The 14,531-nt window shown below is 35.3% G+C and carries 16 protein-coding genes; 10 read left to right on the top strand and 6 right to left on the bottom strand.

Annotation, left to right across the window (positions count from 1 at the left end; all coding sequences use genetic code 11):
- Positions 1 to 4: 4 nt before the first annotated feature.
- From ribD to ES677_RS00725, 4 genes are all read left to right on the top strand, one after another.
- Positions 5 to 991 carry a bifunctional diaminohydroxyphosphoribosylaminopyrimidine deaminase/5-amino-6-(5-phosphoribosylamino)uracil reductase RibD gene (gene ribD / locus ES677_RS00740; RefSeq protein WP_148380129.1) on the top strand — a complete coding sequence of 329 codons (987 nt, stop codon included), beginning with the start codon at positions 5 to 7 and terminating at the stop codon, positions 989 to 991.
- A 56-nt stretch (positions 992 to 1,047) separates the two neighbouring features.
- Entirely contained in the window at positions 1,048 to 1,659 is a 612-nt protein-coding gene (locus ES677_RS00735; protein WP_148380128.1) for an HAD family hydrolase, read from the top strand.
- Entirely contained in the window at positions 1,656 to 2,519 is an 864-nt protein-coding gene (locus ES677_RS00730) for a DMT family transporter (protein ID WP_148368676.1), read from the top strand. The genes ES677_RS00735 and ES677_RS00730 overlap by 4 nt, the downstream gene beginning before the upstream one ends.
- Positions 2,520 to 2,604: 85 nt before the next feature.
- Positions 2,605 to 3,225 (top strand): IMPACT family protein, encoded by a 621-nt coding sequence (locus tag ES677_RS00725; protein WP_148368677.1) that lies wholly within the window; start codon positions 2,605 to 2,607, stop codon positions 3,223 to 3,225.
- Here the strand turns inward: ES677_RS00725 and ES677_RS00720 are convergent.
- Positions 3,222 to 3,626 (bottom strand): acyl-CoA thioesterase, encoded by a 405-nt coding sequence (locus ES677_RS00720; RefSeq protein WP_148368678.1) that lies wholly within the window; start codon positions 3,624 to 3,626, stop codon positions 3,222 to 3,224. The two genes, ES677_RS00725 and ES677_RS00720, sit on opposite strands and share 4 nt — an antisense overlap.
- 184 nt (positions 3,627 to 3,810) lie before the next feature.
- Here ES677_RS00720 and dnaA point away from each other — a divergent pair, with 184 nt between their 5' ends.
- The 3 genes from dnaA (at position 3,811) to ES677_RS00705 (ending at position 6,510) form a co-directional block, all read left to right on the top strand.
- The gene (gene dnaA / locus ES677_RS00715) at positions 3,811 to 5,238 is read left to right on the top strand and encodes a chromosomal replication initiator protein DnaA (protein WP_148368679.1); all 1,428 of its coding nucleotides are present in this window, start codon (positions 3,811 to 3,813) and stop codon (positions 5,236 to 5,238) included.
- Positions 5,239 to 5,268: 30 nt separating this feature from the next.
- Positions 5,269 to 5,721 (top strand): low molecular weight protein-tyrosine-phosphatase, encoded by a 453-nt coding sequence (locus tag ES677_RS00710; protein WP_148368680.1) that lies wholly within the window; start codon positions 5,269 to 5,271, stop codon positions 5,719 to 5,721.
- Positions 5,722 to 5,799: 78 nt separating this feature from the next.
- Complete coding sequence (locus tag ES677_RS00705; protein ID WP_148368681.1) at positions 5,800 to 6,510, top strand: SAM-dependent methyltransferase; 711 nt, start codon at positions 5,800 to 5,802, stop codon at positions 6,508 to 6,510.
- A gap of 3 nt (positions 6,511 to 6,513) precedes the next feature.
- Here the strand turns inward: ES677_RS00705 and ES677_RS00700 are convergent, their stop codons facing one another.
- The 5 genes from ES677_RS00700 to dapF form a co-directional block, all read right to left on the bottom strand.
- Positions 6,514 to 7,185 carry a peptidoglycan-binding protein LysM gene (locus ES677_RS00700; RefSeq protein ID WP_148368682.1) on the bottom strand — a complete coding sequence of 224 codons (672 nt, stop codon included), beginning with the start codon at positions 7,183 to 7,185 and terminating at the stop codon, positions 6,514 to 6,516.
- A gap of 107 nt (positions 7,186 to 7,292) precedes the next feature.
- The gene (locus tag ES677_RS00695; RefSeq protein WP_317130596.1) at positions 7,293 to 8,180 is read right to left on the bottom strand and encodes a DUF2279 domain-containing protein; all 888 of its coding nucleotides are present in this window, start codon (positions 8,178 to 8,180) and stop codon (positions 7,293 to 7,295) included.
- Between the two features lie 23 nt (positions 8,181 to 8,203).
- Positions 8,204 to 9,247 (bottom strand): endolytic transglycosylase MltG, encoded by a 1,044-nt coding sequence (gene mltG / locus ES677_RS00690; RefSeq protein ID WP_148368684.1) that lies wholly within the window; start codon positions 9,245 to 9,247, stop codon positions 8,204 to 8,206.
- The gene (locus ES677_RS00685; RefSeq protein ID WP_148368685.1) at positions 9,237 to 9,770 is read right to left on the bottom strand and encodes a GNAT family N-acetyltransferase; all 534 of its coding nucleotides are present in this window, start codon (positions 9,768 to 9,770) and stop codon (positions 9,237 to 9,239) included. The genes mltG and ES677_RS00685 overlap by 11 nt, the downstream gene beginning before the upstream one ends.
- Entirely contained in the window at positions 9,764 to 10,543 is a 780-nt protein-coding gene (gene dapF, locus ES677_RS00680; RefSeq protein WP_148368686.1) for a diaminopimelate epimerase, read from the bottom strand. The genes ES677_RS00685 and dapF overlap by 7 nt, the downstream gene beginning before the upstream one ends.
- A gap of 140 nt (positions 10,544 to 10,683) precedes the next feature.
- Between dapF and ES677_RS00675 the strand changes: the two genes are divergently transcribed.
- From ES677_RS00675 to ES677_RS00665, 3 genes are all read left to right on the top strand, one after another.
- Positions 10,684 to 12,096 carry a trypsin-like peptidase domain-containing protein gene (locus ES677_RS00675; RefSeq protein WP_148368687.1) on the top strand — a complete coding sequence of 471 codons (1,413 nt, stop codon included), beginning with the start codon at positions 10,684 to 10,686 and terminating at the stop codon, positions 12,094 to 12,096.
- A gap of 139 nt (positions 12,097 to 12,235) precedes the next feature.
- On the top strand, positions 12,236 to 13,684 hold the full coding sequence (locus tag ES677_RS00670; RefSeq protein ID WP_148368688.1) for a glyceraldehyde-3-phosphate dehydrogenase: 1,449 nt from the start codon (positions 12,236 to 12,238) through the stop codon (positions 13,682 to 13,684).
- Positions 13,685 to 13,825: 141 nt separating this feature from the next.
- Positions 13,826 to 14,443, top strand: coding sequence for a tRNA (guanine-N1)-methyltransferase (locus tag ES677_RS00665; protein WP_148368689.1), 618 nt, complete (start codon positions 13,826 to 13,828; stop codon positions 14,441 to 14,443).
- The last annotated feature ends 88 nt before the right edge of the window (positions 14,444 to 14,531 follow it).

The raw sequence follows: 14,531 nt of genomic DNA, 5'->3' as shown, positions 1-14,531 counted from the left end.
TCTATTGAATACACACGAAAGGCACATAAAACGGTGTTTACAAATCGCTAAAAATGGTTTAGGCTATACGCGTCCTAACCCAATGGTGGGCGCTGTAATTACGTACAACGACACCATAATTGGAGAAGGTTTCACGAGCCCTTACGGCGGCAATCACGCCGAGGTTAATGCTATCGATTCTGTACAAGATAAATCGCTTTTAAAGCACGCCACTTTATATGTTACCTTAGAGCCATGCTCCCATTACGGAAAAACGCCACCGTGCAGCGATCTTATTATACATTATAATATCCCCAATATTGTAATTGGTTGCTTGGACGACAATCCCCAAGTGGCCGGAAGAGGTATTCAAAAATTATTGGAAGCAGGAAGACAGGTTAAAATTGGTGTATTAGAAGACGCGTGTAAAACGCACCATAAGCGTTTTTTTACGTTTCATAACAAAAAACGACCATACGTTATTTTAAAATGGGCAGAAACTAGCGACGGTTTTATAGCACCGAAACACAGAGACGAGAAAAAACCAGTATGGATTACCACTGCACTATCTCGCCAGTTAGTACACAAGTGGAGAGCCGAAGAACAAGCTATTTTAGTGGGTACACAAACCGTTTTACAAGATAACCCGAGTTTAACGGTGCGTGATTGGACGGGACAGAACCCTACAAGAATTGTTCTTGACAAAAATACTATCTTAGGCCACTCACATACTATTTTTAACGCTGATGCAGAAACACTGCGTCTTAAAGAAACGCGTGCAAAAACAATTTGTGATGCACTGTATAAGCACAATATAACATCGGTTATTATTGAGGGGGGCGCGAAAACGCTTCAGTTATTTATAAACGAAAATATATGGGATGAAGCACGAATATTTACTGGAAACATTACATTTAACGACGGTGTAAAAGCACCACAATTTCAAGGTAAAACAGCATCCATAGAACACTTAGGAATCGATAAATTAACGACGTATCATCCGTTACAATAAAAGATAAAACCACAATACACTCTGTTCATTTCAACAGAAAAACACTACCCTATTTTATGATTAAAACACTTATTTTCGATTTTGGAAATGTCTTTATTAACTTAGATAAAGAGGGCGCAATGGCAAATGCTTTAGAATTATTTAAGATTGAAGAATTCCCTGAAGAACTTGTTGCTATGAATGCACTTTACGAACAAGGATTATTATCTACTGAAGAGTTTGTTGATTTTTATAGCTCGAATTTTCCAGAATTGAGTAAAAGCGATATTATTGACGCTTGGAATCATATTTTGTGCGATTTCCCTGTACGCCGTTTAGAGTTTATACAGCAATTGGCTAGAGACAAAAAATACCAACTTATTTTATTAAGTAATACCAACGCTTTGCATATTGAATCTATAGACAAACACCTCTCCTTTTACGAAGATTTTAAAGCGTGTTTTGATAAATTCTATCTATCTCACGAAGTTATGATGCGTAAGCCAGACGCTACCATTTTCGATTTTGTACTTTCTGAAAACAATTTAAAACCTGAAGAGTGTTTGTTTATTGACGACACTACAGAAAATACTGAAGCCGCCAGCGCGCTTGGGTTTAATGTATGGAATAACAACCCGAAAACCGAAGATATTATAGATGTTTTCACCCTAAAAAGAGAATTCTTTTGATAGCATTAATATTTAGCATATTATCTTCCACTTTTATATTTGTTATTTTTAAACTTTTTAAGAAATACCAAGTCAATACCTTACACGCTATTGTTTTTAATTACTATACGGCTTGTGCATTTGGTCTGTTACATTATAAAACGCCTGTTAACATCACTACTATTTTAAACGCAAAATGGCTTATTGGAGCTATAGTTTTAGGTGTGTTATTTATAACCGTTTTTAATATTATGGCATTAACTGTTCAAAAAAACGGATTGTCCGTGGCTTCTGTTGCTAGTAAAATGAGTGTGGTGATTCCTATAGTTTTCGGCATATATTTATACCACGAAAAACTAGGTGTTTTAAAAATAGTTGGTATTGTCTTCGCTTTAATTGCGGTATATCTCACATCCATTAAGGAGAAAAAAGTGGTGTTTAACAGTAAAGGTTTATGGCTTCCCCTAAGTTTGTTTTTGGGTGCTGGAATTATAGATACCTTTATTAATTATATAGAAAACACCTACTTAGAGCCTGATAGTATTCCTATATTTTCGGCTACTATTTTCTGCTTTGCAGGACTTATTGGAACGCTTTTAATACTTGTGAAATCAACGAAACCTCCATTGAATTTGAGTTATAAAAGTGTGGTAGGAGGTTTTTTCTTAGGCGTTGCCAATTACTATTCCATTCACTATATTTTACTAGCCTTACAGTCTAAACATCTTGAGAGCTCGATAGTTTTTACCATTAATAATGTTGCTATCGTTGCAACGTCTACTTTATTAGGCCTTTTATTATTTAAAGAAAAACTTATAACAAAGAACTGGATTGGTATTGGTTTAGCACTTCTAAGTATTATTTTAATTGTAAATAGTTAATAGATTATAAATAGAATAGCGCCAAGAGTGCAACACCGTTTGTATTGTGTTTAGTACATTGCAAACTACTTAAAGATCCAAACCATTGCGTACTTCAGACACTTATAAAACGATTACAAAACCTTCGAAAGAAACACTATTTAAAGAAAAACATAGTAAATTTTTTAGCTATGCCTTTCCGATAAAGAACGAAGAGGATGTAAAAATAGCACTTGAATCACTTCGAAAACAACACAGCTCGGCAGGGCATTTTTGTTACGCTTATCAAATAGGAACGCAAACCGATAAAATAAAATACAGAGCTAACGACGATGGTGAGCCAAATAATAGCGCCGGAATGCCAATTTACGGTCAAATACAGTCGTATGCCGTTACAAATATACTAATTGTAGTGGTGCGTTATTTTGGAGGCGTAAAACTGGGGGTTGGGGGTTTAATTAGCGCCTACCGCACGGGAGCACAAATGGCTCTCGATGGCTCTAATATTAAAACCAAAACAATTAATGTTTTATATTTAATTTCTTTCGAATATAAAAACATGAATAAAGTGATGCGTATTATTAAAGAGAAGAATTTAAACATCGTCGATCAAAAATTAGAACTCGATTGCAAAATCACTATTTCGGTACGACAAAAAGAAGCCTCGAAAGTGGAGACTTCTTTTAATAGTATTTATGAAGTGTCTGTAAAAGAACTAGAAGATTAATTATGTAACGCCTCTATAAAAAATTGAGGCGGTCGCGTTGGTCTATTTTTTTTCATATCTACAAAAGCTAAAACTGTTTTTGCTGTAGCTATAATTTCGCCCGAATTATTAACAATTATATAGTCAAATTCTACCCTTGCACTTGGTGGTTTAGCAAGTGTAGTTTTAACGGTTAAGAGGTCATCATAATACGCCGATTTTTTGTAATTTACTTGTAATGAAATGACTGGCAAGCCGATACCATCTTGCTCCATTTTTTTGTAAGAAATCCCTAATTCTCGCAACCACTCAATTCTCGCTATTTCCAGATATAACGCATAATTTCCGTGGTGTACCACTCCCATTTGATCTGTTTCTGCATAACGTACTTTTATTTTAATTTCATTGCTTTTAACACTCATATTTAGAAAATTTTTTGTAGTTTAGAATCCCTCCTCAACATGGGGAAAAAAAACTAAATAATCAATAGTAAATGATTTTTTTTTTTAGAAATTTGTTCACATATTTGTCACGCTTTAAAACAGACCCTATTTTTCAAATATAATGGTCTATATTATCTAATATTAATAAACCTTTTAATCAATAATGAGTACTACTGCGCAATCGGTCTGGACTAACTGTCTCAACTTTATTCAAGACAACATTCAACCACAAGCATATAAAACATGGTTTGAACCTATCGTGGCGGTAAAACTAAGTGATAATGCTTTGAGTGTTCAAGTACCTAGTAAATTCTTCTATGAATGGCTAGAAGAACATTACGTTAAAATATTAAAAGTAGCACTTAGAAAAGAGCTCGGTGAAAATGCAAAACTGGTTTACATTATTAAAATGGAAAACACTTACGGTAATAAACAACCGTTTACAGAACGCATTCCAAGTTCTAATCGCTCGGCTGTTAAATCGCAAGATATTGATGTGCCGTTAAATAATAAAAACCCACAATTACGCAATCCATTTGTTATTCCTGGAATTCGTAATGTAAAAATAGAATCTCAACTCAATCCTAATTACAACTTCGAGAACTTCTTAGAAGGTGACTCGAATAGATTAGCGCGTAGTGCCGGCTTAGCTGTTTCTGCAAAACCAGGCGGAACGTCTTTTAACCCCTTATTAATTTTTGGAGGTGTTGGTTTAGGTAAAACGCATTTAGCGCACGCTATTGGTGTTGATATTAAAGATAAATACCCAGAAAAAACCGTTCTCTATATTTCTGCTGAAAAATTCACGCAACAATACATAGACTCTGTTAAGAAAAATAATAGAAATGATTTCATTCACTTTTACCAGTTAATTGATGTTTTGGTAATTGATGATGTGCAGTTTCTTTCTGGAAAATCCGGAACACAAGATGTTTTCTTCCATATTTTTAACCACTTGCACCAAAATGGTAAACAGGTTATTTTAACAAGTGATAAAGCACCTGTTGATATGCAAGATATTGAACAACGTTTACTCTCGCGTTTTAAATGGGGTCTGTCGGCCGAGTTACAAACGCCAGATTTTGAAACACGTGTGTCTATACTTAAAAACAAATTGTATCGCGATGGGGTGGAAATGCCAGACGATATTATAGAATACGTTGCTAAACACATTAAATCTAATATTCGCGAGCTAGAGGGCGCTATTATATCTCTAATCGCTCAATCCTCTTTTAACAAAAAAGAAATTAATATTGAATTAGCGAAACAGGTTGTCGAGAAATTTGTAAAGAACACCAAACGGGAAGTATCTATAGATTATATTCAAAAAATAGTTTCAGATTATTTCCAAATGGATGTCGATACCCTACAATCTAAAACACGAAAGCGCCATATTGTACAAGCGAGACAATTAGCTATGTTTTTTGCTAAGAAATTAACGAAAGCATCGTTAGCAAGTATTGGTTCACAAATAGGAAAAAGAGATCACGCTACGGTATTACACGCTTGCAAAACTGTAGATAATTTATCGGCTACCGACAAACAATTTAAAAAGTACGTCGAAGATCTTACTAAAAAATTATCTGTTTAATTTAAACTATCGGGTTTCACCGTAAAAATTATGACTAAAATACTAATGGTTTGCCTCGGAAATATCTGTCGCTCACCACTAGCTCAAGGTATCTTAGAATCTAAACTAGATACTCCTTTTATAGTGGATTCTGCCGCGACTAGTAATTACCATATTGGTAGCCCGCCAGACCCAAGATCCATTGCGATTGCCAAAAAGTTTGGCTTAGATATTTCTAAGCAAAGCGGACGACAGTTTAACGTTGACGATTTTGATACCTTCGACACTATTTATGCAATGGATAGTTCTAATTACGAAAACATTATAAAGTGCGCTCGTAATCCTAAAGACATTTCGAAAGTAAAACTTATTTTAAACGAAAGTCACCCCAATAAAAATTTAGATGTTCCAGATCCCTATTTCGGAGGAGATTCTGGTTTTTTAGATGTATATAATTTATTAGACGTGGCTTGTAATGCTATTGCCGAAAAATTAAAGGTTTAGACTCCTTTAATTATAAATCACATCTCTTTATTCCGCTACTTTTTAGCACCTTTTAACCAATTATTAGAACGACTAACTATGCAAAAAGGATCACTTTACCTCATTCCAACTACCCTAGGAGATACCGAACCACTTAATGTCTTACCAATAACAGTTAAAAATAAAATAGAAGCACTTTCTATTTTTATTGTTGAAAATGAAAAAACGGCGAGACGCTTCATTAAAAAGATTTGTCCGGAAAAAGATCTGTCTACCTTACAACTCTTTCCTTTAAACAAATTTACAGATAGTACCGATTTACCAAGTTATTTATTGCCTTGCGAAAAAGGAGAGCACGTAGGCTTACTCTCGGAAGCAGGATGCCCTGGCGTTGCCGATCCGGGTGCGGATATTGTAAACATTGCACACCAAAATAATTTGAAAGTGATTCCACTGGTTGGGCCATCGTCTATTTTACTGGCTATGATGAGCTCTGGAATGAATGGACAAAGCTTTGCTTTTAACGGCTATTTACCAATAGATAAGGGAGATCGTAAAAAAGAGATTAAACGTTTAGAACGATTGTCTTTCGAGCACAATCAATCACAATCGTTTATAGAAACACCGTATCGCAACAATAAATTATTAGAAGATCTATGCGCCTATTTAACCGGAAACACTTCGGTTTGTGTGGCTTGCGATATTACTTTACCTACCGAATACATTAGAACTTTAACGGTAAATGAATGGAAAAAAAATAACGTTGACCTTCATAAAAGACCAACGTTATTTATAATTCATAAAAGTTAACAATTACGCTTGTAATCGTACTTTAGCTGCTTTATTAGGTTTAATTACCGACGTATCGTAACCTGAAAAACGTTTCATATACGAACCAATAGAGGTTCCGTAGGCATCAGAAAATCCTGAAGCACCATAACTTCTCAAGTATTTTTTCACACCTCCTGGGCCTGCTAAATGCGCCGCAGCTAATATACCAGATTCGGTCACTCTAATACCATTGATACTTTTTCCAACAAAACGTTTAATGTCTTTTCTCAATACCCATTTATTACGCGATGTTAGTGCTATAAAAGCATTTTCCTGTAATTCTGGAGTATTTAAAAACTCTGTCGTGTTATTAATACCAATTAGCGCTAAAGTGCTTCTTCCAAATTGATACTTTCCTAGATATCCCAGAGAGTTTACTGTGAAGTAATTGTTTTGAGATTCTTTAAAGCCTAAGGCTTCTTTAAAACCTAAAAACGATTTCCCTAGCTTAGGACTAAACTTTTTTTCTTTAGGATTAGCTAAGGCAAAAGTAACAGAGTCGGTTATACACACCGTATACTCCAGATCTAATCCTTTTGTAGAATGGTCTGTCATATCAAATTCTGTATCTATTTTAGGAGATACAGAAAATGCCGCTAATGCACATATCGTTATCGCTAATAATAAAAACTTTACACTATTTTTTTTATTCATTTTTTTAGATTTTCTCAAACACTTAAATTTATAATGCGTGCCTGAAATTTCCGAGTGCAAATATACAGCTTTTTTAATTATACTGATAATCAAGGTGTTAAAGTATGTTAAAAGAAAAACGGATAGCATTTGAGTCCGTTTTCGCTAGTAAACTCTAAAGTTGGCAAGGGTACCTTAACACTGTTAAAGACACTGAAAAGCGTACGTAACAAGGCCGAATTTGTTTTTATTTTAGTTAAATCAAGATCTAAACTCAGGTAATATTGTGCGTAGCGCTTTTGATGAAACCCCTTTAAATCTTGAACGTTATTCGTTCCTGCCAACATTCCATCTGCACCATAGCCAACCGCTAGATTTAGCCATTCTGGAAGCGTACTCTCTTTAAAAAAGGAGTATAAATTAAGACTTAACCAATAGGTTTGCCCATTATAATCTTTTAAAAACTCTTCGGTCAATCCGTGTCCTAGTTTAGTAGGATTCAAAGCCGCATATTTAGTTTGATGAAAGGAATATTTTAATGCGATACGCTGTTCGTCCCACAATAATTCCTGCCCTATAAATAATCCAGCACCAGCAGTATTGGCGGTAAAATCACCCCAAGAAAAGCCCCACTCTTCAGAAAAACTATCTAAAATTTCGACAGCTGTTAAAAATGAAAACCCCAAAGTTCCGCCGTATAATAATCGATTTTTTTCACGGACTCCACTCCACTTTAACGTTTCAGCGCCTAGTCTTCCTAATTGATATCCACTAAAAGCGTGCCCCAATTTATCGAGTTGAAACCACTCTTGATTATCGTTTATAGTATGGAATTTGGAACGCTTATAGTCGCTATACCACAAGGTATTTAACCCGATTAATGTTAAACCTCCAATGGAAGCTTCGGCAATAACCACGGCATTTCGTCGAGGAATATGTAATGAATCGCTAGGCGTTAAAAAGGATTGAACCGCAGATTGTGCACCTACAGAAAACGAATGTAATATGATACACAAACAAACTACGACACAACATTTCATTATCTATTAATACCTTGAGCCGACAAATACCTTTGATATTCTCGGGCATTATTATTGTGTTGGGATAAGGTTTTTGCAAATTTATGAAACCCAAGACGACTAGCATCGGCAGCAAAATAAAGATAACTGTGTTTTTCTGGGTTCAAGACAGCATCGATTGCAGTAACGTCCGGCATAGCGATAAGCCCCGGTGGCAAACCTCGATTTTGATATGTATTGTATGGCGAATCGATATCTTTATGCTTATTCAATACGCGTTTAATAACCGTATTTTGATACTCTGGCAATTGATAAGCGGCATATTTTAACGTCGGATCGGCTTGCAAAGGCATCCCTATACGAATACGGTTTAAATACACACCAGCGATACGAGGTTGTTCGCTAGCTTCTTTAGATTCTTCATGAACTATTGAAGCCAAAGTCATCACCTCATCGCGTTTTAGATTTAAAGATTCCGCTTTTTTTGTTCTAGACGCGTTCCAGAACCGATTGTATTCTTTTAACATACGCTCTCTAAACTCTTCGGCAGAAGTATTCCAGAAAAACTCATAACTATTAGGAATATACATCCCCAATCGGTTATTAGTAGTAAATCCATTTTGAGTTTCGAATTGGGCATCGGTCATTGCTTGTAGCAACCTTAAACTATCCGGTTCTATTTGGGTGGCAATACGTCCCGCTAATTTTTCAATAGACTCTTGATTATTAAAAGCCAATTGTAACGGTGTATTTTTACTGCGAATGGTATTAATAATATCGTTATTACTCATTCCTTTTTGTATCACGAAACGCCCTGCTCTAATATTCGAGGTGTATTGTTTTCTTACCGCTAAAGCATCAAATCCATCAATATCTTTTAAAAGTGGTTTTAAACGTTCTCTAACCTCCGTATACCGTGCGTTGGTTGGAACATACAAGTACGTTTCAGAGGGCTCGAAATTAGTATTCGGTTTAAACATTGCGTTATAAACAAAATAAGAAAAGTAACCCGCTACAAAAAGGCCAATGATTACTATGGCTAAAAGGATTTTTTTAATGTACATTCGTGTTGATTAATTGGTATAAATATTCGTTTTTAAAACTTCCGTTGCTGTAATTCCAGTCTTTTTTTAAACCGACGTCTTGGAATCCTTGATTTGAAAATAATTTAATGCTTGCTATATTCTCTTCAGAAATATTACAATATAATTGATGTAAATCTAAATGTGTAAAACAGTAATTACACAGTAAATTTAGCGCTTCTTTGCCGTAGCCTTTATGTCGATTCTCACTATGTTGTAATAAAATGCCAATACCAGCACGTTTGTTTTTAACATCGAAATCGAATATATCGATTAATCCTAAAACGAGCGTTTCTTTATTACAGATAACCAATCGTAATTGCTTAGCTTCATAAATATCTTGGTGCGCATTTTCTAAATACTGTTTTATTAAATAGCGAGAATATGGTGCAACAGTGGCACTTAACTCCCATATAGATTCATCGTTTTCTATGGCGTAGATAAATTCTAAATCCTCGGGCTCTAATGCACGTAAGTAAATATGTTCGCCGTGTAATGTTACCATTCTATTTCTCCTTTAAAGACTTGTTGTGTTGGTCCCTTTAACCAAATGTCGGTATAACCATCGTTTTGTTTTTTAAAAGAAACTTGCAAGATTCCTCCTTCGGTTTGTAAGGTTATAGTCGTTGCCTTGGTTTTATTTCGCTTGTGCATTGCTAAAGCCACGGCTGTAACGCCAGTACCGCACGACAAGGTTTCGTCTTCTACCCCACGCTCGTATGTTCTTACAGTAAAAGTATTCTCATTAACTTTGGTGACAAAATTTACATTCGTTCCTGCTTCATTATAAGGAGCGCCGTATCGTATTTTAGCGCCTTCTAGTTTAACATCAAAAGCGTTTACATCGTCCACATTAGTTACATGGTGTGGCGACCCTGTATTTAAGAACGTGTGGGTTGGCGTCTCTTCAATAGTAGCGACATCTTGCATTTTGAGTGCTATAGCTTCAGCGGTAACAATGGCTTCGTGCACGCCATCAACAGCTATAAATACTGTTTTATCCTCAATAATATTAAGAAATTTAGCAAAAGCTACTATACATCTTCCGCCATTACCACACATACTACTTTCGTTTCCATCGGCATTAAAATACACCATTTTAAAATCGGTATTGTCATCATTTTCTAGCAAAATCAAGCCATCACCACCAATACCAAAGCGTCTGTCGCATAATTTAGCGATTAATTTAGTATTGTTTTTATTAAAGGTCTGTTGTCTATTATCAATAAACACAAAGTCGTTTCCCGTGCCTTGATATTTATAAAATGTATGCGCCATTTCTGCTTAGTTATTACGGCAAATATAGGCTTTTCGAAAATTATTCAGGGTGTTAAATGGACGTTAAAGTTAAAAAATTGACTCAATAAATAATTATTTTTAATCGTTATCATAGTAATTATTAATTAATCTATATACTAATGAAAAAAGTGTTAACAATGGTCTTCGTTTCAGTATTAGGAGGGGCAATTACTTTAGGAGCTTATAAAACCTTTTTAGAAAAAGATGAAATTACAACGGTTAAAAACGCTCCCTTTACCGCTGCGTTTACTCCGGTAAATTATACGGATAATAACTCTAACGCTTTGGCTGCCGCCGAAGACATTGATTTTACTTCAGCAGCAGAGCGCACCGTACACGCGGTGGTACACGTTAAAAACGTTACTCTAGAGACGGGCCAACCCACTATTGAAGATTTGTTTATGGGACGTCTCCCACAACGCATGCAATTAGGCACTGGTAGTGGCGTAATTATTTCGCCCGATGGCTACATTATTACCAACAACCACGTTATTGATGGTTCTGAAAAATTAAGCGTAACGCTTAACAACAATAAAACGTTACCGGCTAAAATTATAGGAACAGATCCTAAAACGGACATTGCGCTTTTAAAAGTAGAAACCGATGAAAATTTACCTTACATAACGTTTGGCGATAGTGATCACGTCAAAATTGGTGAATGGGTATTGGCAGTTGGCAACCCTTTTAATTTAACCTCCACCGTTACTGCTGGAATTATTAGTGCAAAATCTAGAGATCTATCGGGACAAAGCAAACAGTCGTTTATACAAACCGATGCCGCTGTAAACCCCGGAAATTCTGGAGGCGCTCTTGTTAACACGCTCGGGGAACTTATTGGCATAAATACGGCCATTACCTCTCAAACAGGATCGTATATTGGGTATTCTTTTGCGGTGCCAAGTAATATTGCTCGAAAAGTAGTGGAAGATATTATGGAATATGGAAATGTCCAAAATGGTATTTTGGGTGTTACGGGAGGAGCATTAAACAGTATGGTGGCCGAAAAGCTAGGCGTTGATGAAACAGAAGGATTTTATATTGATACTATAGAAGAAGATAGCGGCGCCGAAGCTGCCGGACTTCAACACGGTGATATTATTAAGAGTATAGACCAAGTTAAAATTTCTAAGTTTTCGGATTTAAGGGGCTTATTAGATACTAAGCGTCCAAATGATGTCGTGGTAGTAACGTATTTAAGAAATGGCATTACTAAACAAGCGGGCGTAACTTTATTAAAAAACGATACTTACACTATTCCTAATATTGGTGTTATAAAAGAAGCTAAACCCAAAGATTTACGTCCCTACAACGTTAAAGAAGGTGTGAAAATAGTAAAACTGAATAGCCAATATGCCGATTATTTTAAGCGTGATGGTGTTACCGAAGGGAGTATTATTACAGCTATTAATAATACCCAAGTCAACTCTATAGAAGACGTACAAACCATTATAAAAAATAGAAATCCGTACCAACCATTAAACATAGAAATCATTAATTCGAATGGCGAAAAAACCCGATATGGATTGCGTTAATCTCTTTTTGTTACAGTAATATTGAAAGTGCTTTATAGACCATAAAGTGCTTTTGTTTTTTTAGTTAAAAAGTTTCAGAAAAACCTTAAAAATCTATACTTTTGCACAAACTTAAACAACACACTAAACACTTTAAAAGATGCCAGTTAACGAAACTTACGAAAGCGAATTAGCGTTTCAAGCAGACAGACGTAGAGCAACTGTAGAATTTATTAAAATTGTAAGCGACCTATGGTACGACAAATCTATTGAGTTAGTTCTTTTTAGAAATCAACTTATTGATAGAAATGTAAGCGAAATTTTAAATCTTCACGAATACGCTGGAGAATTTGTACAAAAACCAATCTCTGTTTTTGATTCTGTAGAAATAGCTGAAGCGATACAAACCTTAGATGTTCCACCAGCAAAGTTAGATATCGGTAAATTAACGTACGAATACCATCTAGAAGAAAAAAACTTTAGTAATGCTATCGCCTTTGTTGCAAGTAAACTTAAAGGCGCTAATGCTTACGAAGCGATTACACCTAAAGATGTCGTGTTATACGGTTTTGGTAGAATTGGGCGTTTAGTTGCGAGAGAGTTAATGACCAAAACCGGAAAAGGTAGTCAATTACGTCTTCGAGCAATTGTAACACGTGGTGCTATAAATGCTACAATTTTAGAAAAAAGAGCCTCTTTATTACGCAACGATTCTGTTCACGGAGATTTCCCTGGAACGGTTGGAATAAATTTAGAAAAACAAGCATTAATTATAAACGGAACAACCGTTAGAATTATTTCAGCAAACCAACCTGAAGATATCGACTATACACAATACGATATTAATAATGCTTTAATTATTGATAACACAGGTGTGTTTAGAGACAAAGAAGCGTTAAGTCGTTTATTATCTTCTAAAGGCGCAGATAAAGTGTTATTAACAGCACCAGGAAAAGGAGTACCAAACATTGTTCACGGTGTTAACCACTTAGAACACAACCCAGACGAAATCGATATTTTCTCGGCAGCGTCTTGTACTACAAATGCTATTACTCCTATTTTAAAAGCGATCGAAGATACGTACGGCGTAAAAAGCGGTCACTTAGAGACTATTCATGCCTACACTAACGATCAAAACTTAGTAGATAACTTCCATAGTAAATACCGTCGTGGCCGTGCAGCAGCATTAAATATGGTAATTACAGAAACTGGCGCTGGAAAAGCAGTAAGTAAAGCATTGCCTAGTTTTGAAGGTAAACTAACCTCAAACGCTATTCGCGTGCCTGTTCCTAATGGTTCCTTAGCTATTTTAAACTTAGAGTTAGAATCTGAAGCAAGCATAGAAAGCATTAACGCAACCTTAAAAAAATACGCTTTAGAGGGCGATTTAGTAGAGCAAATTAAATACGAAATGAGCGATGAATTAGTGTCCAGCGATATCGTTGGTTGCTCCGCTCCTTCTATTTACGACAGTAAAGCTACCATAGTAAGAGAAGACGGTAAAAACGCTATCCTTTACGTATGGTACGATAACGAGTACGGTTACAGTCACCAAGTGATTCGCTTAGCAAAATACATCGCTAAAGTAAGACGTTTTACGTATTATTAATAAGTAAAACATCCAATTTAAAGATGTTTAACGTATATACATTAGCCTCACTTTTAGTGAGGCTTTTCATTATCTATAAATTTACTCACTAAACTTTATTTTATACCTTCTCGGTATTTATAACTACTTTAATTTTTAACAATGAATAACTGCAAGATACTAGTTGTATTTCTTATAATTTTCAACTTATCACATCACACTAAAGCTCAAAACAAAGTAACCGAAGAAGAGGAAAAACTATCTTTAAATAGTGGTACTTTAGACAATCAATTTGAGTTTGTTATACAACGCTCTAACGACTACCAAGAGTATAAAGTTGTAAAGAAAACGTGGTTATATGCTCTTAAAGCACACACACTAGATTCATTAAAAGCCATTAATAAAAATCTAGATGCGACGCAAGCTATTAGCGACAATCAGAATCAAGAAATTTCGAAGTTAAAATCTGGTTTATCAAACACTCAGGAATCTTTAGACAAGACAAATTTAGAAAAAGACAGTATGTCTCTTTTCGGTTTACAAATGAGTAAATCGGGTTATAACACCCTACTTTGGTCTATTATTGGCGCTTTATTAGCCTTACTCCTTTTTTTCATTTATAGATTTAAAAATAGTAATGTGGTTACTAAAGAAGCGAGAACAGCACTTTCTGAAACCGAAGAAGAATTTGAAGATCACAGACGTGTCGCTCTAGAACGTGAACAAAAAGTGCGCAGACAACTGCAAGACGAATTGAATAAGCACAAAAACAGTAAATAAAAAACTGTTTTACACCACAAAAAATCCTCCTGTAATTTCGTATTGCAGGAGGGTTTTTATTTAAAAGCGAGTTAGATTCTTTCTATTC

Source organism: Bizionia gelidisalsuginis, from assembly GCF_008086185.1.
Lineage (GTDB): Bacteria > Bacteroidota > Bacteroidia > Flavobacteriales > Flavobacteriaceae > Bizionia > Bizionia saleffrena.
This window is presented reverse-complemented; position numbering and strand designations above follow the sequence as displayed.

What these genes read in the sequence shown, in the direction of transcription:
- ES677_RS00675 (WP_148368687.1), top strand. Translation starts at nt 10,684, where the DNA reads ATGAAAAAAGTGTTAACAATGGTCTTCGTTTCAGTATTAGGAGGGGCA.
- ES677_RS00735 (WP_148380128.1), top strand. Translation starts at nt 1,048, where the DNA reads ATGATTAAAACACTTATTTTCGATTTTGGAAATGTCTTTATTAACTTA.
- dnaA (WP_148368679.1), top strand. Translation starts at nt 3,811, where the DNA reads ATGAGTACTACTGCGCAATCGGTCTGGACTAACTGTCTCAACTTTATT.
- ES677_RS00705 (WP_148368681.1), top strand. Translation starts at nt 5,800, where the DNA reads ATGCAAAAAGGATCACTTTACCTCATTCCAACTACCCTAGGAGATACC.
- ES677_RS00700 (WP_148368682.1), bottom strand. Translation starts at nt 7,185, where the DNA reads ATGAATAAAAAAAATAGTGTAAAGTTTTTATTATTAGCGATAACGATA.
- dapF (WP_148368686.1), bottom strand. Translation starts at nt 10,543, where the DNA reads ATGGCGCATACATTTTATAAATATCAAGGCACGGGAAACGACTTTGTG.
- ES677_RS00685 (WP_148368685.1), bottom strand. Translation starts at nt 9,770, where the DNA reads ATGGTAACATTACACGGCGAACATATTTACTTACGTGCATTAGAGCCC.
- ES677_RS00720 (WP_148368678.1), bottom strand. Translation starts at nt 3,626, where the DNA reads ATGAGTGTTAAAAGCAATGAAATTAAAATAAAAGTACGTTATGCAGAA.
- ES677_RS00665 (WP_148368689.1), top strand. Translation starts at nt 13,826, where the DNA reads ATGAATAACTGCAAGATACTAGTTGTATTTCTTATAATTTTCAACTTA.
- ES677_RS00710 (WP_148368680.1), top strand. Translation starts at nt 5,269, where the DNA reads ATGACTAAAATACTAATGGTTTGCCTCGGAAATATCTGTCGCTCACCA.
- ES677_RS00670 (WP_148368688.1), top strand. Translation starts at nt 12,236, where the DNA reads ATGCCAGTTAACGAAACTTACGAAAGCGAATTAGCGTTTCAAGCAGAC.
- mltG (WP_148368684.1), bottom strand. Translation starts at nt 9,247, where the DNA reads ATGTACATTAAAAAAATCCTTTTAGCCATAGTAATCATTGGCCTTTTT.